Raw genomic sequence first — 18664 nt, forward strand, 5'->3', positions numbered from 1 at the left:
TGTCCCGTGCGCCAGCGGCGCGCGGGGCGCATGGACGGCCTAGCCGCGGGGCCTATTCGGTGGCAGAGTAGATTATTGCTGTTTTATCCGCAGCCCCGGTGCGGCATGGTGGCAGCGTAATCAGCGCGACGACAGCACGACCGCGGGGGAGTGCCATGATTTCGAACCACTATCTTGTTATGGACCAGTAATGACAACTTTCAAGAAACAACCGGATTTTTCCCTGTTCCTTCAGGCGCTGTCCTGGGAAATCGACGATCAGGCGGGGATCGAGGTCAGGAACGAACTGCTGCGCGAGGTCGGTCGTGGCATGGCGGGCCGTCTGGCGCCGCCGCTGTGCAATACGCTTGATACGCTTCAGATCGAACTGAACGCCCTGCTGTCCATGCTGGGCTGGGGCTATGTCTCGCTCGAACTGCTGAGCGAGGAAAAGACCCTGCGTATCGTGCATGAAGATCTGCCGCAGGTTGGCAGCGCGGGCGAACCGCCGGGAACCTGGCTGGCACCGGTGCTGGAAGGGCTGTATGGCCGCTGGATCACGTCGCAGCCGGGTGCGTTCGGCGATTACGTGGTGGTGCGTGATCTGGAAGCGGAAGATCTGGATTCCGTGCCCCGCCAGACCATCATCCTTTACATGCGCGTGCGCAGCAACGCGCTGTAAGCTACCGGCGAACTGACACATGCGTTCCCTCCTGCCACTCCTCCGGCAGGGGGAAGGGTGCTGGCATGCGCAGGCCGGAAGGGCAGGGGCTGCTGCCGTCCGGTCATGGCTGCGTTCATCAGGGTATGATGTTGCGGGTGGCCCTTGTGGCGCATGCCGGTAACGTTCCGTCTGGAACAGGCGGGATATGCGGGCATGGTCGCCACCGCCCATGCAGGAGCCATCATGGGGTTGCACGATGCGCAAAGGCGGATTTCTGGCCATGGCCGCAGCAGCGACGGGAATGGTATGGGCTGGTACCGCACCGGCAGCAGCTTCGGGCTGGTCCGATACGCCGTCTGGGCGTGCCCGTATGCTGGCGGCCATTCAGGAACTGGAAATCACCCTTCTCACCCATCCCAGCGCGACGCGTGCGCTTGAGGAGTGGTGCGCCACCCATCGCATGGCCGACAGGCCCGTGGTGGTCGCATACAAGGTAGCCGGAAACAGTCCCGAAACCGTGCCCGAGCGGGTGCGGACCGATCTGGCCGTCACAGCCACGCAGGCCATCCGGCACCGGCAGGTGCAACTGGTATGTGGCGCGCATGTCCTGTCGGTTGCCGATAACTGGTACGTGCCCGACCGGCTGACGGCGCAGATGAATGACGCGCTTGACCAGACCGACATGCCTTTCGGCCATGTGGTCGCCCCGCTGCATTTTTCCCGGGAGCGGCTGGAATTCGTCCGGCTGTGGTCGCCGTCAGATGAAAAGCCCCCGGTAGCAGTGGGTGCGATGATCGTGCCCCCCGCCATCATCCTGCGCCAGCGCGCCGTGCTGCGCGACGCCCACGGCCTGCCGTTCAGCGAGGTTGTGGAAACCTATACCAGCCAGACGCTCGATTTTACGCCGGACCCACAGACCCCGCCCACACGCTGAGCGGATACCGGGCGGGCATTGCCGTGTCCTGTCAACGGGGCTACGCCGGTGCGTGGATGAAGACCGGAGCAAGGACGCAATCATGATCGACCTGCGAGATCCAGCCGTACCCGCGCACGAGGTAAGGCGGATGCTGGACCTGCAACCGCACCCCGAAGGTGGCAGCTACCGCGAGATATGGCGCGATACGCCAGCCCATGGTGGCCGGGGCGCTGTCTCGACCATCCAGTTCCTGCTTGCAGCAGGAGAGCGGTCGCACTGGCACCGTGTCGATGCGGCGGAAATCTGGTGCTGGCAGGGGGGCAGTCCGCTGGTTCTGGAAATGGCGGCGGAGGGAATGCCGGTTACGCGCACCATCCTTGGCCCGCTTCCGGGCAGCCAGCAGGCGCTTCAGGCCGTGGTGCCCGCAGGCATGTGGCAGGCGGCATCATCGCAGGGGGCGTGGAGCCTTGTGGCCTGTCAGGTCGCGCCTGCGTTCCTGTTCAGCAGTTTCGAACTGGCCCCGCCCGGATGGTCGCCGGAAGGAGAGGGCGCATGAACATGCAACTGACCCCGCAATGGCTTGTCTGGGCGCGTGACCTTCAGGCACTGGCCCAGAGTGGCCTGACCTATGCCGAAAGCCCCTTCGACCGGGAACGCTATGAAAGCATAATGCAGATCGCGGCGGACATGATGGCCGCAGGCGGTGCTGCCGACATGAAGCGTGTGCTGGACCTGTTCAGCAGCCAGCACGGTTACGCCACGCCGAAGGTGGTGGTGCGCGCCGCCGTATTCGATGACCGCCAGCGTGTGCTGCTGGTGCGTGAAGTTCTGGATCACGACCGGTGGACCCTGCCCGGTGGCTGGGCCGATGTGAACCTGACGCCGGTTGAAAACGCCGTAAAGGAAGTGCGCGAGGAAAGCGGTTACGACGTGCGCGTAACCCGGCTTGCCGCCGTATGGGACCGCGACCGGCAGGGGCACCCGCCGGCACCGTTTTCGTGCTACACGCTGTGCTTCATCTGTGAACTGACGGGCGGTGCGGCCCGCACCAGTATCGAAACATCTGAAATCGGGTGGTTCGGCGCGGATGAAATCCCCGCTGACCTGTCACTGGGGCGGGTATTGCCCCGGCAGATCGCGCGTCTGTTCGCGCATGCCCGCAATGCGGACCTGCCCGTGGATTTTGACTAGGGCACGGCAGGATCACCCATTGAAAACGCTGCAAACATTTCCATATCCAATACAAATTGTAATTTAACAGCTCATTTATAAACAACAGGACAGCCAATGACCGATCAGACCACAGCCAGCCCGTCCGAAACCACGGGCGAACAGCATGAATTCAGCGCCGAGGTCGGACGCCTTCTCGACCTTGTGGTGCATGCCCTTTATTCCGAACGTGAAATCTTCCTGCGTGAACTGGTTGCCAACGCGGCGGATGCGACGGACAAGCGCCGTTTCGAAGCCCTGACCGATGGCGCGCGCGCGCTGCCCGATGATGCAAAGATCCGCATCAACCCGGACAAGGATGCCCGCCTGCTGACCATCAGCGATGATGGCGCGGGCATGGGCAAGGATGAGCTTGCCCGCAACCTTGGCACCATCGCCCGCTCCGGCACCCGCGCCTTTGGCGAGGAACTGGCCAACGCGAAGCCTGAGGACAAGCCCAACCTGATCGGGCAGTTCGGTGTCGGCTTCTACGCGGCCTTCATGGTGGCGGACCGGGTGGATGTGATCTCGCGCCGCGCCGGAAGTGACGAAGCATGGCGCTGGTCCTCCACCGGCAAGGGCAATTACACCATAAGCCCCGCCACGCGCGACAGGGCGGGCACGGACATCATCCTGCATATCAAGGACGATGCGAACGACTTCCTCGATTCGTGGCAGCTTGAGACGATCGTGCGCAAATGGGCCGATCACATCTCGTGGCCGATCACCATCGTCAAGGAAGGCGAGGAAACATCCGCCAACAAGGGGACGGCCCTGTGGCGCAAGCCGCGCGGTGAGATCGACGAGGAACAGCTCAACGAATTCTACCGTCACGTCAGCCACAATTTCGATACGCCGTGGGCGACCCTGCACTGGCACGCCGAAGGCACGCTGGAATTCTCGGCCCTTCTGTTCATTCCCGGCAGCAAGCCGTTCGAGTTTGCCGAGCCGGTGCGTGAAAGCCAGATCCGCCTGCACGTCCGCCGCATGTTCATTACGGACGATGCGGGGCTGCTGCCGCCATGGCTGCGTTTCGTGACCGGTGTGGTCGATACCGAAGACCTGCCGCTGAACGTCTCGCGTGAGATGCTGCAGGCGACGCCGGTGCTGGCCCGTATCCGCAAGGCCGTCACCAACCGCGTGATTTCCGAACTCAGGACCCGTGCGAAGGACGAAGCGGATTTTGAGAAGTTCTGGGACAATTTCGGCCCCACCTTCAAGGAAGGTATCTGGGACGATGCGGAGCACCGTACCGACCTGGCCACCATCGCGCGCTTCCGTTCCAGCACGCAGGAAGGCTGGACTACGCTCGATGCCTACCTTGAGCGCAGGAAGCCCGAGCAGGAAGCCATTTACTACCTGACGGGCGACCGCACGGAAATGCTGTCCTCCTCGCCGCAGCTTGAAGGTTTCCGCGCACGTGGGATCGAGGTGCTGCTGCTGTCCGATCCGGTGGATTCCTTCTGGCCCGATCGTCTGGGCGTGTACAAGGACACCCCGCTGCGCAATATCAGCCAGTTCCATACCGATCTGGAAAAGTTTGGCGCACCGGAAGAAACGCAGGCTGAAAAGGATGCGCTGGAAGTCGTCATTCCCGCGCTGAAGGAAGCGCTGGGCGATGCGGTATCTGATGTGAAGGGCACCAACCGTCTGGTCAACAGCGCCGTGGTGCTGGCAGCTCCCGAATCCGGTCCCGACCTGCAGATGATCCGGCTGATGAAGCGCAGTGGCCAGCAGGTGCCAGACACGGCCCCCGTGCTGCAGGTCAATCCCGCGCATCCGCTTGTCCTTGATCTGGCGGCACGGGTGAAGAACGGCGACCCGGTGCAGGATATCGCCCTTGTGCTGATGGACATGGCCCGCATCCAGGATGGCGAGAGCCCGAAGGACCCGACCGGCTTTGCCCAGCGGCTGACCACCATCCTGACGCGTCTGCCGCTGACCGACGGCCCGCAGGGCTGAGCCTTCCGGCTTCATTCTTTTCGCGTTGTTTCATCCCGCCATGCAGCCTGCATGGCGGGATATTTTTTGCCCGATGCAGGTGGCGCCCCTTCCGCCACCGGCACTGCGCCCGCATATATGGAACCATCCATGAACTGGCTGTATGATACGACCGGTTTCGCAGCGATGGTTTCGCGTGGTCTGACGGGATGAAGCTGCCCCGACTGCCCGGTCATGCGGGATTCGGGGGAAGGGGGCTTGAATACCAGCCTGCCGGATGCTTCCCTACGCGCCCTTCTGGTGTTCTGGTTTTTCTATGGCGGCAAATATTATATGAAAATCGACAACGTCTCCTATCGTAGCGTCTGGGTGGATGCGGATGATGGCTGGTCAGTCCATATCTTTGACCAGACCCGGCTACCGTGGTCGCTGGACATCCTGCGCCTGACCGAACGCGATCAGGTGGCGCATGCCATCCGCACGATGCAGGTGCGCGGCGCACCGCTGATCGGTGCGGTGGCGGCCTACGGGCTGGCCCTTGCATTGCGTCAGGACAGCAGCGATGCGGCGATGGAGCGTGATGCCGCCCTGCTGGCGGCTACCCGCCCCACGGCGGTCAACCTTGCATGGGCCATCCGGCGCATGCTGACACGCCTGCGCACCACGGCCCCGGCCGACCGCGTGGCAGCCGCCTATGACGAGGCCGGACGCATCTGTGATGAGGACGTCATCCAGAACGAGGCCATTGGCCGACAGGGACTGGAACTGATCGAAGAGATTGCCAGCCGTCGCCCCGGACCGGTCAATGTCATGACCCACTGCAATGCGGGCTGGATCGCCACGGTGGACTGGGGCACGGCCCTTGCGCCGATCTACATGGCGCATGACCGTGGCATTGACGTGCATGTATGGGTGGATGAAACCCGCCCGCGCAATCAGGGCGCGTCGCTGACCGCGTGGGAACTGGGGCGTCATGGCGTGAAGCATACCGTCATTGCGGATAATGCCGGTGGCCACCTGATGCAGCATGGCATGGTGGACATGGTCATCGTCGGTACCGACCGCGTGACGCGTACGGGCGATGTGGCGAACAAGATCGGCACGTATCTCAAGGCGCTGGCCGCGCATGACAATGGCGTGCCTTTCTGGGTGGCGTTGCCTTCCACCACCATCGACTGGACCATCAGTGACGGTGTGACGGAAATCCCCATTGAGGAACGCAACGGCCGCGAAGTCACCCATATACAGGGACGCGACGAAACCGGCGCCGTGACCACCGTGCAGCTTGTGCCCGATGGCAGCAAGGGGGCCAATCCGGCCTTTGATGTCACGCCCGCGCGGCTGGTGACGGGACTGATTACCGAACGGGGCCGCTGCCCCGCATCGGCCGACGGGTTGTGCGACCTGTTTCCCGAATACGTGTGACACATCACCTATAACCTTGACAGGCGGGGGCGGGATTGGCTTTGTCGCGCCTGAAACCGGGCGCGTCCATGGCAGGCGCGCCCCCCGGACTCTGGTAGAATCAGGACAAGAGCATGCATCCCTATCGTACCCATAGCTGCGCGGCCCTGCGGGCTGCTGACGCCGGGCAGACGGCCCGCCTTTCCGGGTGGGTACACAGCAAGCGCGACCACGGCGGCCTGCTGTTCATTGACCTGCGCGACCATTTTGGCATGACGCAGATCGTGATCCCCGCCGGTTCCCCCGTTCTGGAAACGGCCGAGCGCGTGCGCGTGGAAAGCGTGCTGACGGTAACGGGCGAAGTGGTGCTGCGCGATGGCGCGACCAAAAACCCGAACCTGCCCACGGGTGAGATCGAACTGCGCGCGCGTGAAATCGCGGTCCAGTCCAGCGCCGACGTGCTGCCGCTGCAGGTGGCGGGGAACGAGCATTACCCCGAAGACCTGCGCCTGACCTACCGCTACATCGACCTGCGGCGCGACAAGGTGCACCGCAACATCATGCTGCGCGCGCAGGTGATCGCCAGCCTGCGCAAGCGCATGACGGATCTGGGGTTCATGGAATTCCAGACGCCGATCCTGACCGCATCCTCCCCCGAAGGTGCGCGCGACTTCCTCGTGCCCGCGCGCATGCATCCGGGCAAGTTCTATGCCCTGCCGCAGGCCCCGCAGCAGTTCAAGCAGCTTGCCATGGTCGCGGGCTTCGACCGCTATTTCCAGATCGCACCCTGCTTCCGCGATGAAGCGGCGCGTGCCGACCGCTCGCCCGGTGAGTTCTACCAGCTCGATTTCGAAATGGCGTTTGCAACACAGGAAGATGTGTTCGCGACGCTGGAACCCGTGATGGAAGGCGTGTTTCGCGAATTCGGCGGTGGCCGGACCGTCAGCAAGGCCCCGTTCGAGCGCATTCCCTACGCCACGGCCATGGATGTGTATGGCAGCGACAAGCCTGACCTGCGCAACCCGCTGAAACTGTCCGACGTGACCGAAGCCTTCGCCGGTTCCGGTTTCGGCCTGTTTGCCCGCATCGCCGCCGATGGTGGTCAGGTCCGCGCCATTCCCGCGCCGGGTGCGGGTGACCGCCCGCGTGCCTTCTTTGACAAGCTCAATAACTGGGCGCGCGAATCCGGTGCCGGTGGGCTGGGCTACATCATCTTCGCCGAAGATGGCGGCAAGGGGCCGATCGCCAAGAACCTTGAAGCCGAGCGTATCGAGGCCATTCGTGCGGCAACAGGGCTGAAGGCGGGCGACGCCGTGTTCTTCGTGGCGGGCAAGGGCGATGAGATGGTCAAGTTCTCGGGGGCGGTGCGTACGCGCGTTGCGACCGAACTGGACCTGATCGAACAGAACGCCTTCCGCTTCTGCTGGATCACGGATTTCCCGATGTATGAGCGCAACGAGGAAACGGGCGAGATTGACTTCTCCCACAACCCGTTCTCCATGCCGCAGGGCGGCATGGACGCGCTGCAGAATCAGGACCCGCTGACCATCAAGGCCTACCAGTACGATATCGTGTGCAATGGCGTGGAACTGTCATCGGGCGCGATCCGTAACCACCAGCCCGATGTGATGATCCGTGCGTTCGAGATTGCGGGCTATCCCGCCAGCGAGGTCGAAGCCCGCTTTGGCGGCATGCTGAATGCGTTCCGTTACGGCGCGCCGCCGCATGGTGGTTCGGCCCCCGGCGTGGACCGTATCGTGATGCTGCTGGCTGATGAGCCGAACATCCGCGAAGTGATCCTGTTCCCGCTCAACCAGCAGGGCGAAGACCTGATGATGGGGGCGCCGGCCCCGGTCGAGCCGCAGCGGCTGAAGGAACTCTCCCTCGCGCTCGACCTGCCCCGCCCCAAGCCCGGTCAGGCCAAGAACTGACCCTCATGGCGCGGGTGGGGCGTGCCGGGGCGCTTGCCCATGGCTGCATGGTCATCGTTGCGGGCGTAATCGCCCTGTGGCGGGGCCATTCGGTCGCGGCCCCCGCTTCCGCCCCCGTCATGGCCCCGCATCGCGCGGTCTATGATCTTTCCCTCTCCGCCGTGGGGGATGGCGATGTCGTCACGGCGGAAGGGCAACTGACTTTCGTTCTGTCCGACATGTGTTCGGCATGGTCCACGCAGCAGCAACTGCACCTGCGCACCACGGGGCGTAGCGGGGCGGAAGCCATAAGCGATTCGGATTATGCCGTGCTGGAGGAAAAGGACGGCTCATCCCTCGTCTTCCGTGCCGACCAGACGGAAAATGGCACGCCCGCGCCCCGCATCGCGGGTGAAGCGCGGATGGGGACCAGGGGCGGCAGCGTGCATTATACTGCCCCCGCCACCCATGATGTCGCCCTGCCTGTGGGCACGCTGTTTCCCGTAGCGTATACCCGTGCCGTCATTGCAGCCGCCCTTGCTGGCAGGGGGCAGATTTCCCCCGATCTGTTTGATGGAACCGTCGAAACCGGGGCGCTGGGCACGTATGTGCTGCTGCTGGGCCAGCAGGCGGCCCCGGTTGCCGTGCCCTTTCCCGCGCTGGCCACCCTTCCGGCGGTGCGGGTGCATGTTGCGTATTACAACAGCGCCACGCACGACATGACGCCGATGTTCCAGACCGGAATGCGTTATTTCATCAATGGCGTGGCCGACAATGCGGAGCTGGATTTCGGGCAGTTCCGCGTGGCGGGCACCTTGCGTGAATTCCGCCTGTTACCCGCCCATGACCGCTGCATGGGCGGGGCCAGTCCACCGGCGGGCGGTGTGGTCAGTCCGCCGCGGCAGCGTCAGCCGGCGTAAGGGTAATCGTCAGCGGTACATGATCGGATGGCTGTTCCCTGCCGCGCTCGTCACGGGCGGGCAGGGCGGTCAGCAGCCGTTCGGCCACGCGGGGCGACAGAAGGGCATGGTCGATGCGCAGGCCGCTGTTACGCTGCCATGCAGCCGCCTGATAATCCCAGAACGTATAGAACGCCCCGGTGGGGTGCAGGGCGCGCAGCGCATCCGTCAGCCCCAGCCACAGCAGACGGCGGAAGGCCGTGCGGGTCTGCGGGCGGACCAGTGCGTCATCGGGTGACAGCGCGCCCGGGGCACAGTCTTCTTCCGTGGGGCAGACATTGTAATCCCCCATCAGGATGAAATCCTGCCCCGCCTTGAGCATCGCCTGCGCATGCAGGGCGAGGGCTTCCATGAAAGTCAGCTTTGATTCGTATCCCGGTGTTCCACCGGAATTGCCGTTGGGCAGGTAAAGATTGCCAACCACCAGACCACAGGTGCGGATTTCCACATACCGTGCCTGTGGCGGTTCCGTTTCCCAGCCGGGCAGGCTGGTATGGGTGACCGTATGCGGGTGGCGGGTCAGGATGGCGACGCCGTTATAGCTTTTCTGTCCCACCACGATGCTGTCATAGCCCGCAGCCCTGAATACATCGACGGGGAAGATTTCGGTGGCGCATTTGATTTCCTGCAACGCCAGCACGTCGGGCTGCTCGCGGGCAAGATAGTCCAGCACATGGTCCTGACGCTGGCGGATGGAATTGACGTTCCAGGTCGTGAGTTTCATCATTCGACTGAAAAGCTCGTGCCACATCCGCACGATGACGCGGCATTGGGGTTACGCACGGTAAAATGCGCGCCCATCAGGCTGTCATTGAAGTCCAGTTCGGCCCCGGCCAGCAGGTCCATGCTGGCCGGGTCGACCAGCACGCGGGCATCGCCTGCCGTAATGACGATATCATCGGGCATGGTGGCGGGATCGAGCGCGAATTTGTACTGAAATCCGTTACACCCCCCCGCCAGAACCGACACGCGCAGCGCCGGTTCGTCGTCCGTGCCCGTGGGCTGTTCGTCCAGGATCTCACGCAGGCGCCGGGCAGCCGAATCCGATACGCGGAAGCTTTCGGCGGTGGGGGAAGGGGGCATCGACATCGGGCTTCACCATGGTGTGTGGAACGCGCAGGCACGGGATCATGTTGGCCACGGGCCGCGCGCGGGTTATGGATGCAGGCGGCGGTATCATCATGTGCCGTCTTATCCATGGCTGGGTCTTGATCATATATGAGTACTGCACCCTACGCTGTCCAGACCGCCACCGCGCGTGGCCGCCTTCATCGCGAAGCGGAAGCCCCGACACGCAGCCCCTGGCAGCGTGACCGCGACCGGGTCATCCACTCCGCCGGGTTCCGTACCCTGCAATACAAGACGCAGGTGTTCCTGAACCATGAGGGGGACTTCTTCCGCACGCGCCTGACCCATTCGCTGGAAGTAGCGCAGGTCGCGCGCTCGATTGCGCGCAGGCTGGGGCTGGAGGAAGACCTGACCGAAGGGCTTGCCCTTGCCCATGACCTTGGCCACACGCCCTTTGGCCATGCGGGGGAGGAAGCGCTTGCGGCAGCGATGAAGCCGTGGGGCGGGTTCGATCACAATACCCAGTCCCTGCGGCTGGTGACGTTGCTGGAACGGCGGTATTTCGCCTTCGACGGGCTGAACCTGACATGGGAAATGCTCGAAGGGCTGGCCAAGCATAATGGCCCGGTGGATCATCCGACCACCTATGTCGCCGATTACGCGGCCCGGCACGGGCTGGAACTGCAAAGCTATGCCTCGGCCGAGGCACAGGTGGCCGCCGTGTCGGATGACATCGCCTATCACGCCCATGATCTTGACGATGGCCTGCGGGCGGGTCTCCTGCATATCGAGGAACTGGAAGCCCTGCCGGTGGTGCGTGAAGCACTGGCCGAAGCCCGCGCCGCCCAGCATCAGGCGGGCCACAGCATCGGCAATAACGATCCCCGCCTGCGGCATGAAACGCTGCGCCGCGTCATCAACGCGCTGGCGATGGACCTGATCGGGCAGACGCAGCGCAATCTTGAACGGCTGTCCCCCCGGTCATCGGACGACATACGCAATGCTGCCGCCCCGGTCGTGGCGTACAGTCCGGCCATCGCGGCGGCCAATCTGGAAATCCGCAAATTCCTGTATGCCCGCCTTTACCGCCACTGGCGCGTCAACCGGATGACCCGCAAGGCGCGGCTGACGGTCGAATCGATTTTCAGCATCCTGTCGGAAAACGTGACGCTGCTGCCCGATGGCTGGCGCGAGTCCGCTCTGGCCGCGCGGGATGGCGGGGACATGGCGCGTGCGTGCCGCGTGGTGGCCGATTATATTGCCGGTATGACCGATCGCTGCGCGATGGAAGAATATCGACGGTTGACGGACCTGTCCTCGCCGGGGTGAAACACGCGCAGCAAGATCATCCGCCTGTCATGCCATCTGGCATCACGGCAGGCCATTTATGCCGGGCCGCGGGGTCCGGCGCCGTTTTTTGGGAAACCGAGCCGCATGTCAGAAAGTCTGTTCGCCCGTTATCTCTCGCATGTGCGCGACGCGCTGCGTCAAATCCTGCCTGACCTGCCGCCCGCCACGCTGGACCGGGTGGAAGTCACCTCCACCCGCGATCCTGCCCATGGCGATCTGGCCACCAATGCGGCGCTGGTCATTTCCAAGGTCGCGCGGCGTCGCCCGGCTGAAATCGCGGCGGAACTGGTTACGGTGCTGGCGGGCGCGCCCGGCATCACGCGCGCCGAAGTGGCGGGGCCGGGTTTCGTCAACATGACGCTGTCCGCATCGGTGTGGCAGGGCATCGCGCGCGAGGTGCTTGAAGCGGGCGAGGATTACGGTCAGGGCACCGCGGGCGAGGGCGTGCGGGTGAATGTGGAATATGTTTCCGCCAACCCCACCGGCCCCATGCATGTCGGTCACTGCCGCGGCGCCGTAGTGGGGGACGTGCTGGCCAACCTGCTGGCCAAGGCGGGTTACGCGGTGACGAAGGAATATTACATCAACGATGCCGGGGCGCAGGTCATCGCCCTGGCATGGGCGGCGTACTGGCGTTACCTGCAGGCGCTGGGCACGACCATGGACGAGGCGGAATTCGCCGCCATCGTGCCCGGTGGCGCGATCCAGTACGGTGGTGACTACCTTGTCCCCGTGGGCGAGGCGCTGGTGGCGCGACACGGCGCGACACTTGCGGCGGCGGACGCGAAACCCGCCGACCCGTCCGTATGGCTCGATACCGTCCGGACCGAGACGGTCGATGCCATGATGGGCATGATCCGGCAGGATCTGGCCGCCCTTGGCGTGCATCATGATGTCTTTACCAGCGAAGCCCGGATTCTGGCGGATGGCGAAACCGACCGCGCCATTGCCCGTCTTGAAGAAAAGGGCCTGATTTACGAAGGCGTGCTGGAACCGCCCAAGGGCAAGCTGCCCGATGACTGGGAAGCCCGCCCGCAGACGCTGTTCCGCTCCACCGAATTCGGGGATGACGTGGACCGGCCCCTGCGCAAGTCCGACGGGTCCAACACCTATTTCGCCAATGATATCGGCTACCATGCGGACAAGATACGCCGGGGCGCGGATGTGCTGATCGATGTGTGGGGGGCGGATCATGGCGGTTACGTCACCCGCATGAAGGCAGCCGTGGCGGCGCTGGCGACGGATGGCCGCCCCGTGCTGGACGTGCTGCTGTGCCAGATCGTGCGCATCGTGCGCGATGGCCAGCCGGTGCGCATGTCCAAGCGCGCGGGCACCTTCGTTACCCTGCGCGACCTGATTGACGAAGTCGGGCGTGACGCCGTGCGCTTCACCATGCTGACGCGCAAGGCTGACGCGCAGATGGAATTCGATCTGGATCAGGTCGTGGCCCAGAGCCGCGACAACCCGGTCTTTTATGTCCAGTACGCCCATGCGCGCTGCTGTTCGGTGCTGCGGGCCGCAGCCGGTCTGGTCAATGAAGGCAGGCTGCCCGGTGGCATCACGCCTGCCGAACTGGCGCAGGGCGACCTGTCGGGCCTGACATCGGATGCGGAACTGGCCGTGCTGCAGCGCATGGCGCAGTGGCCGCGCATGGTGGAATCGGCCGCCGCCGCGCATGAACCGCACCGGATCGCTTTCTACCTCAATGAACTGGCGTCGGATTTCCATGCCCTGTGGAACCGGGGACGTGACGACACCACCCTGCGTTTCCTTCAGGAAGACGATGTTGAGGCGACCCGGATGAAACTGGCCCTTGTCGAAGCAACGGCAACCGTGCTGCGTTCAGGAATGAAAGTACTCGGCGTGCAGCCGGTCGAGGAGATGCGATGAGTCCTGACGATACATCATCCCCTGATACGCCCCCTGACGATGACCGCCACAACCCGGCGGCGCCAGATCCCTATGCCGCATCCAAAAGCCGGATGCGCGAACGCATGGGGGCGGATTCCAACCCCGATATCGACCCGCGCAACCCCATGGAACCACCCGAGGGTGGCCGCTCCCGACCGGGACGCAGCGGGGCGGGCATGGACTTCCGTGGCATGCTGGCGCGGCTTGGCGGGATCAGTCTGATCGGTCACGACCCGACAACGCGCAAACTGGTTTACGGTGCCGCCGGACTGGGCGGCGTGCTGGTGGTGGCGATCGGTGGCTGGTCGCTGTTCGGCCATCATCAGGGCGGGATTCCCGTTCTGGGGCCGCCACCGGGGCCGGTGCGGGTCAAGCCGGCCGATCCGGGCGGCATGCAGATACTTGGCGCCGCCGATGGCATGCCCGCTGATGGCGGGGTAATGCGTCTTTCCCCGCCGCCGGAACAGCCGCAACCCGATGCCATGGCCCGGCAGTATGGCCAGAACGCTGGCCCGGACGCAGCACACCCGGCTGATGCCGCCACGGCACCCGAAGCCACGCCCACGCCACCAGCCCCGCCTGCTGGCGCGACCCCGGCCGCACCGCCCCCGGCTGCACAGGAAGCCCCGGAACCGGAGGCCGCGGCCCCGCCGCCGTCCCGATCCGTAGCCGAAGCGCCATCCCTCGCCGCAACCCTGCCGCCGCCTGTATCGGGCGAGGCGGGTGAGGGAAGTGGCGCATATGGCGTCCAGCTTGCCGCCCTCGATTCCCAGGCGGCGGCCCTGAAAAGCTGGAACAGCCTGAGCAGCCGTTACCCCGCCATTTTCGGGGCGTACCAGCCAGCGGTGGTGAAGGCCGAACGCAATGACCGCACCTTCTACCGCCTGCGGGTAAAGGGGCTGACCAAAGCGCAGGCCACGGGGCTGTGCGAGAAGGCCAGGGCAAAAAGTCTGCCGTGTGATCTGGTCCATTCCTGAGACAGTCGTGATACGGACCACACAGCGGAGGGATGGGTGAACGGGGACAGTACATCCGTCCCCGCTGCGCAGTCCGTCGCCTCCACCGCTCCCATCGTCCATCTGGAAGGTTTCCAGGGGCCGATGGATCTGCTTTTGGAACTGGCGCGGGCGCAGAAGGTGGATCTGTGGCGCATATCCATCCTGCAACTGGTCGAGCAGTTCCTGTCCGTTGTCCGCTCCGCCCAGACGGTGCGGCTGGAACTGGCGGCGGACTGGCTGGTTATGGCGGCGTGGCTGGCATGGCTCAAATCCCGCCTGCTTCTGCCTGAAGACGATGAGGAAGCCACCGATGCGGAAGAAGCGGCGGCGCTTCTGCATGAACGGCTGCTGGAACTTGAGCGCATGGTCCAGCTTGGCCGGTGGCTGGCGGCCCGTCCCCAGTTGGGGCATGTGGTGTTCGAGCGCGGACAGCGCGAGGATCTGGTGGAAATCGACCGCTCCGGGCTGGCGGTGGATGTGCCCCAGCTCATGCGGGGCTATATGGCGGCCATGCGGCGGCGCGTGCGCCGGTCCGTCTATCAGCCACGGGTATTGCGTTTCTGGACCGTGCAGGACGCGCTGGCGCGGTTGCGGCGCATGCTGGGCGGTGGCGTGGGGGAGGAAGGCTGGTGCGGGCTGGAGCATTTCCTGCCTGATCCCCTGCCGCAGCCCGACATGGCGGATGACATGGCCGAAACCGGTCGTCGCGCCGCGGTTGCGGGCACGCTGCTGGCCAGCCTTGAAATGGCGCGCAACGGCGCGATTGAACTCCAGCAGGCCCGGCAGTTCGGTCGTATCCTGCTACGTGAACGCATGGCGGATGACAGCGCCGTGGCAACAGAACCGGAAGGGGACATGGCCTGATGAACGATACGCAGCATGCGCAGGGCGAACTGATCGGTGATGAGGCTCCGGCTGTCGACATCCCGGTGCGCGAGTTTTCCATCAGGCTGGCGGAAGCCCTGATATTCGCCCGCGCCGATCCCCTGAGCACCCGTGCCGTGGCGGAGGTGCTGAGCGCGCAGGGTGGCGTCCCGCATGATGTAGCCGACCGCGACGCCTATGTCGCCGCGACACTGGCGGCACTGGGCGCGCAGTATGCGGGGCGGGGTGTGGTGCTGGTGGAAGTGGCGGGGGGATGGCAGTTCCGCACCGCGCCCGACCTTGCATCCCGGCTGACCCGCGTGATGCCGCGCCCGCGCAGGCTGGCGCGTTCCACCATGGAAACGCTGGCCATCATCGCCTATCACCAGCCCTGCACCCGCGCCGAGATCGAGGAAATCCGTGGCGTGAGTTTGAGCCAGCAGGTGCTCGATACATTGCTGGAAGCCGAACTGATCATGCCGCTGGGGCGCAAGGAAGTGCCGGGGCGGCCGATCCTGTGGGGCACGTCCTCAGGTTTCCTGCGGCATTTCGGCCTCAAGGACCTTGGCGACCTGCCCCGGCGCGAGGAGCTTCTGGTGGACGTGCCCGATACGGGCATGCAGCCCGGCACGGATGACGAGGTTCCTGACCCGCCCATGTCATGATAGGTGTGCGGGGGCGTATGGTCGTATGCGCGTGCGCGTGGCGCGCTGGGGAAGGATACAGGGTTCATGTTCGATTTCGCGTGGTCTGAATTTGCCCTTGTCGGGGTGGTCGGCCTGTTGCTGATCGGCCCGAAGGACATGCCCGTCGCCATCCGCACGGTCACGGGCCTGATCAAGAAGGCACGCGGGCTTGCGACCGAGTTCCAGTCCCATGTTGACGAGATGGTGCGCGAAGCCGACCTGACCGAAGCGCGCGACCAGCTTGGCCAGTTGGGGCGGCTGAACGTGCGCGACAAGCTGATGAAGGCCATTGATGGTGATGGCGCGCTGCGCCGTTCGCTGACCATGCCGCCGCTGGTGGAAAACCCGCCCCGCCATCCCCGTCGCCGGGACAGCGCCCCCCCTGCCGGAACGTCCGCTGCCCGCCCGTCATTACATTCCGCCCCTTGTGGATGAGATGGACCGCGATACGGGACCGGTGCCTGATGCGCCGGATTTCCTGCCGCCCCGCACCGCACGCCGCATTGCCGCCGAGCTGCCCCATCTGGCGCCGCCGGCCTTCCTGCCGCCGGTGCGCGTCATCCATCGGGGCCAGCGCGTATCCGTCATGACGGCAGGCAGGAATACCTAACGCGATGGACGCAGGAGACAGGACCCTGAACGAGGATTCGATCAACGACCAGCCCATGCCGCTGCTGGAGCATCTGGTGGAATTGCGGCGCAGGCTGCTGTGGTCCATGGCGACGTTCGTGGTGTGTTTCGCCGTCTGTTACTATTATTCGGAACAGATCTACTTCTTCCTTGCCCGTCCGCTTGGCACGATCATGCGGCAGAAGGGGGAACAGCCGCACCTGATCTATACCGCGCTGTATGAGGCATTCTTCACTTACATGAAGGTCGCCTTCTTTGGCGCGGCCTGCCTGTCCTTTCCCATGGTGGCGGTGCAGGCGTGGATATTCATCGCGCCCGGACTGTACCGTAGCGAAAAACGTGCTTTCGCACCTTTCCTTGTCGCGACGCCGATCATGTTCGCCCTGGGTGCCGCGCTGGCCTATTATTTCATTTTCCCTGCCGCGTGGAAGTTCTTCCTCTCCTTCCAGACGGCGGATGGACAGGACGGGCTGCAGATCGAACTGCAGGCCAAGGTGTCGGAATACCTGTCGCTTGTCATGAAGCTCATCATGGCGTTCGGCATGGCGTTTGAACTGCCGGTGGTGCTGACGCTCATGGCGCGGGTGGGGCTGGTGACATCGAAGGGACTGGCGAAGGTACGGCGTTACGCCTATGTGGGCGCGTTCGTGGTCGCGGCCATCCTGACGCCGCCCGACGTGATTACCCAGACCGGACTGGCCGTGCCGCTGATCGTGCTTTACGAGATTTCCATTCTTTGCGCCCGCCTTGTCGAGCCGCGCAATCCGCCTGAAGAGACCGAGGAGACACCCTGATGCACGACCTGCGCGCCCTCCGCGCTGACCCCGATGGTTTTGACGCCGCCCTGAAGCGGCGCGGGGAGCCTGCCGTGGCTTCCACCGTGCTTGTGCTGGACAGGGAACGCCGCGCGGCGGAAACCGAACTGCAGGAACTCCAGTCCCGCAGGCGCACGATCTCCAAGGAAATCGGGGCGCTGCGCCGCAAGGGCTGCGATACCTCCGACCTTGAGGCCGAGGTGGCATCAGGCAAGGCGCGGATGGAAGAACTCCAGACGCAGGTGGATACGCTGGACGGCCAGTTGCGCAACACGCTGGAACGCCTGCCCAACCAGCTTGACGCGACCGTGCCCGACGGTGCGGACGAAAGCGGCAACGTGCAGGTCCACCAGAAGGGAACGCCCAAGGAGTTCGCCTTTACCCCGCGTGAGCATTACGAGCTGGGCGAAGCGCTGGGCATGATGGATTTCGAAACCGCATCCCGCCTGTCGGGCACGCGGTTCGTGGTGCTGCGTGGCCAGCTTGCCCGTCTGGAGCGCGCGCTGGGCCAGTACATGCTGGACCTGCATACCGGCAGCAACGGGTATGAGGAAACGGCCGTTCCCGTTCTGGTCAACAGCGAAGCCATGTATGGCACCGACAAGCTGCCCAAATTCGCCGATCAGTCCTTCCGCACGGAAGATGGCCGCTGGCTGATCCCCACGGCGGAGGTGCCGCTGACCGCCACCGTATCGGGCCAGATCCTGCCTGCGGACGTGCTGCCGCTGCGCCTTGTCGCCCTGTCTTCATGCTTCCGTAGTGAGGCAGGTGCCGCGGGACGTGATACCCGTGGCATGCTGCGCCAGCATCAGTTCCAGAAAGTGGAGATGGTCAGCATCACCGCGCCGGAAGAAAGCGATGCCGAGCATGAGCGCATGACGCGCTGCGCGGAAATGGTGCTGGAAGGGCTGGGCATTCCCTACCGGCGCATGCTGCTCTGCGCAGGGGATACCGGCTTTGGCGCCGCAAAGACCTTCGATCTTGAGGCATGGTTGCCGGGCCAGCAGGCGTGGCGCGAGATTTCGTCGTGTTCCACCACGCGCGATTTTCAGGCCCGCCGCATGAACGCCCGTTTCCGCGCGGGGGATGGCAAGCCTGCCTTCGTCCATACCCTGAACGGTTCGGGGCTGGCCGTGGGCCGCACGCTGATCGCCGTGATAGAAAATTACCAGAACGAAGATGGCAGCGTCACCGTGCCCGACGTGCTGCGTCCCTACATGGCCGGGGTGGAAGTTATCCGCGCGGGCTGAAATCCGTAGCAGGGCTGGCGGGTACTACCGCCGGGCACCGTGTTGGATGGAGCGGGCAGTGTCCCGTGCCTGCCCGTTCTGCTTTCTGTTCCCAGATCCGCCTTCACGGG

At 64.5% G+C, this 18664-nt stretch carries 19 protein-coding genes; 17 read left to right on the forward strand and 2 right to left on the reverse strand.

All coding sequences use genetic code 11. From position 1 onward, the window contains the following. The first annotated feature begins 190 nt into the window (after positions 1-190). From bcsD to KSAC_RS12420, 8 genes are all read left to right on the forward strand, one after another. Positions 191-661, forward strand: a complete 471-nt coding sequence (gene bcsD / locus KSAC_RS12385; RefSeq protein WP_102324647.1) for a cellulose biosynthesis protein BcsD — start codon at positions 191-193, stop codon at positions 659-661. A 262-nt stretch (positions 662-923) separates the two neighbouring features. After that, positions 924-1577: a hypothetical protein gene (locus KSAC_RS12390; protein WP_207918692.1), complete on the forward strand. Its 654-nt coding sequence runs from the start codon at positions 924-926 to the stop codon at positions 1575-1577. A gap of 82 nt (positions 1578-1659) precedes the next feature. Next, positions 1660-2115 (forward strand): cupin domain-containing protein, encoded by a 456-nt coding sequence (locus tag KSAC_RS12395; protein ID WP_110546899.1) that lies wholly within the window; start codon positions 1660-1662, stop codon positions 2113-2115. Next, positions 2112-2750 carry an NUDIX hydrolase gene (locus tag KSAC_RS12400; protein ID WP_132305644.1) on the forward strand — a complete coding sequence of 213 codons (639 nt, stop codon included), beginning with the start codon at positions 2112-2114 and terminating at the stop codon, positions 2748-2750. Before KSAC_RS12395 ends, KSAC_RS12400 begins: the two co-directional genes overlap by 4 nt. A gap of 96 nt (positions 2751-2846) precedes the next feature. Next, positions 2847-4730, forward strand: coding sequence for a molecular chaperone HtpG (gene htpG / locus KSAC_RS12405; protein WP_110546897.1), 1884 nt, complete (start codon positions 2847-2849; stop codon positions 4728-4730). A gap of 312 nt (positions 4731-5042) precedes the next feature. After that, on the forward strand, positions 5043-6134 hold the full coding sequence (gene mtnA, locus KSAC_RS12410; protein ID WP_102324840.1) for an S-methyl-5-thioribose-1-phosphate isomerase: 1092 nt from the start codon (positions 5043-5045) through the stop codon (positions 6132-6134). 113 nt (positions 6135-6247) lie between these two features. Next, the gene (gene aspS, locus KSAC_RS12415) at positions 6248-8044 is read left to right on the forward strand and encodes an aspartate--tRNA ligase (protein WP_102324641.1); all 1797 of its coding nucleotides are present in this window, start codon (positions 6248-6250) and stop codon (positions 8042-8044) included. 5 nt (positions 8045-8049) lie between these two features. Continuing rightward, positions 8050-8943, forward strand: coding sequence for an EipB family protein (locus tag KSAC_RS12420; protein WP_132305646.1), 894 nt, complete (start codon positions 8050-8052; stop codon positions 8941-8943). Here the strand turns inward: KSAC_RS12420 and KSAC_RS12425 are convergent. Next, complete coding sequence (locus KSAC_RS12425; RefSeq protein ID WP_132305648.1) at positions 8912-9709, reverse strand: exodeoxyribonuclease III; 798 nt, start codon at positions 9707-9709, stop codon at positions 8912-8914. The two genes, KSAC_RS12420 and KSAC_RS12425, sit on opposite strands and share 32 nt — an antisense overlap. Then, positions 9706-10071 (reverse strand): HesB/IscA family protein, encoded by a 366-nt coding sequence (locus KSAC_RS12430; RefSeq protein ID WP_118962462.1) that lies wholly within the window; start codon positions 10069-10071, stop codon positions 9706-9708. The genes KSAC_RS12425 and KSAC_RS12430 overlap by 4 nt, the downstream gene beginning before the upstream one ends. A 129-nt stretch (positions 10072-10200) precedes the next feature. Between KSAC_RS12430 and KSAC_RS12435 the strand changes: the two genes are divergently transcribed. From KSAC_RS12435 to serS, 9 genes are all read left to right on the forward strand, one after another. Continuing rightward, the gene (locus tag KSAC_RS12435; protein WP_102324637.1) at positions 10201-11379 is read left to right on the forward strand and encodes a deoxyguanosinetriphosphate triphosphohydrolase; all 1179 of its coding nucleotides are present in this window, start codon (positions 10201-10203) and stop codon (positions 11377-11379) included. A 105-nt stretch (positions 11380-11484) separates the two neighbouring features. Then, complete coding sequence (gene argS, locus KSAC_RS12440) at positions 11485-13290, forward strand: arginine--tRNA ligase (protein WP_118962461.1); 1806 nt, start codon at positions 11485-11487, stop codon at positions 13288-13290. Beyond that, positions 13287-14288, forward strand: coding sequence for an SPOR domain-containing protein (locus KSAC_RS12445; RefSeq protein WP_132305650.1), 1002 nt, complete (start codon positions 13287-13289; stop codon positions 14286-14288). The genes argS and KSAC_RS12445 overlap by 4 nt, the downstream gene beginning before the upstream one ends. Positions 14289-14324: 36 nt before the next feature. Further along, positions 14325-15173, forward strand: a complete 849-nt coding sequence (locus KSAC_RS12450; RefSeq protein ID WP_132305652.1) for a segregation and condensation protein A — start codon at positions 14325-14327, stop codon at positions 15171-15173. Continuing rightward, a complete protein-coding gene (gene scpB / locus KSAC_RS12455) occupies positions 15173-15838 on the forward strand; it encodes an SMC-Scp complex subunit ScpB (protein ID WP_102324634.1) in 666 nt (221 codons plus the stop codon). Before KSAC_RS12450 ends, scpB begins: the two co-directional genes overlap by 1 nt. A 66-nt stretch (positions 15839-15904) precedes the next feature. Beyond that, positions 15905-16294 (forward strand): Sec-independent protein translocase protein TatB, encoded by a 390-nt coding sequence (gene tatB, locus KSAC_RS12460; protein ID WP_408884731.1) that lies wholly within the window; start codon positions 15905-15907, stop codon positions 16292-16294. Position 16295: 1 nt separating this feature from the next. Continuing rightward, positions 16296-16469, forward strand: a complete 174-nt coding sequence (locus tag KSAC_RS17850; RefSeq protein WP_408884732.1) for a hypothetical protein — start codon at positions 16296-16298, stop codon at positions 16467-16469. A gap of 4 nt (positions 16470-16473) precedes the next feature. Next, positions 16474-17283 (forward strand): twin-arginine translocase subunit TatC, encoded by an 810-nt coding sequence (tatC, locus tag KSAC_RS12465; RefSeq protein WP_132305654.1) that lies wholly within the window; start codon positions 16474-16476, stop codon positions 17281-17283. Next, the gene (gene serS, locus KSAC_RS12470; RefSeq protein WP_132305656.1) at positions 17283-18554 is read left to right on the forward strand and encodes a serine--tRNA ligase; all 1272 of its coding nucleotides are present in this window, start codon (positions 17283-17285) and stop codon (positions 18552-18554) included. The genes tatC and serS overlap by 1 nt, the downstream gene beginning before the upstream one ends. Positions 18555-18664 lie beyond the last annotated feature (110 nt).

The sequence above is a fragment of the Komagataeibacter saccharivorans genome (genome assembly GCF_004348195.1).
Taxonomy (GTDB): domain Bacteria; phylum Pseudomonadota; class Alphaproteobacteria; order Acetobacterales; family Acetobacteraceae; genus Komagataeibacter; species Komagataeibacter saccharivorans.

Bases quoted from the DNA above. Each gene is read 5' to 3' on its own strand.
- bcsD (WP_102324647.1), top strand. From the start codon at position 191: ATGACAACTTTCAAGAAACAACCGGATTTTTCCCTGTTCCTTCAGGCG.
- KSAC_RS12390 (WP_207918692.1), top strand. From the start codon at position 924: ATGGCCGCAGCAGCGACGGGAATGGTATGGGCTGGTACCGCACCGGCA.
- KSAC_RS12395 (WP_110546899.1), top strand. From the start codon at position 1,660: ATGATCGACCTGCGAGATCCAGCCGTACCCGCGCACGAGGTAAGGCGG.
- KSAC_RS12400 (WP_132305644.1), top strand. From the start codon at position 2,112: ATGAACATGCAACTGACCCCGCAATGGCTTGTCTGGGCGCGTGACCTT.
- htpG (WP_110546897.1), top strand. From the start codon at position 2,847: ATGACCGATCAGACCACAGCCAGCCCGTCCGAAACCACGGGCGAACAG.
- mtnA (WP_102324840.1), top strand. From the start codon at position 5,043: ATGAAAATCGACAACGTCTCCTATCGTAGCGTCTGGGTGGATGCGGAT.
- aspS (WP_102324641.1), top strand. From the start codon at position 6,248: ATGCATCCCTATCGTACCCATAGCTGCGCGGCCCTGCGGGCTGCTGAC.
- KSAC_RS12420 (WP_132305646.1), top strand. From the start codon at position 8,050: ATGGCGCGGGTGGGGCGTGCCGGGGCGCTTGCCCATGGCTGCATGGTC.
- KSAC_RS12425 (WP_132305648.1), bottom strand. From the start codon at position 9,709: ATGATGAAACTCACGACCTGGAACGTCAATTCCATCCGCCAGCGTCAG.
- KSAC_RS12430 (WP_118962462.1), bottom strand. From the start codon at position 10,071: ATGTCGATGCCCCCTTCCCCCACCGCCGAAAGCTTCCGCGTATCGGAT.
- KSAC_RS12435 (WP_102324637.1), top strand. From the start codon at position 10,201: ATGAGTACTGCACCCTACGCTGTCCAGACCGCCACCGCGCGTGGCCGC.
- argS (WP_118962461.1), top strand. From the start codon at position 11,485: ATGTCAGAAAGTCTGTTCGCCCGTTATCTCTCGCATGTGCGCGACGCG.
- KSAC_RS12445 (WP_132305650.1), top strand. From the start codon at position 13,287: ATGAGTCCTGACGATACATCATCCCCTGATACGCCCCCTGACGATGAC.
- scpB (WP_102324634.1), top strand. From the start codon at position 15,173: ATGAACGATACGCAGCATGCGCAGGGCGAACTGATCGGTGATGAGGCT.
- tatB (WP_408884731.1), top strand. From the start codon at position 15,905: ATGTTCGATTTCGCGTGGTCTGAATTTGCCCTTGTCGGGGTGGTCGGC.
- KSAC_RS17850 (WP_408884732.1), top strand. From the start codon at position 16,296: ATGGACCGCGATACGGGACCGGTGCCTGATGCGCCGGATTTCCTGCCG.
- tatC (WP_132305654.1), top strand. From the start codon at position 16,474: ATGGACGCAGGAGACAGGACCCTGAACGAGGATTCGATCAACGACCAG.
- serS (WP_132305656.1), top strand. From the start codon at position 17,283: ATGCACGACCTGCGCGCCCTCCGCGCTGACCCCGATGGTTTTGACGCC.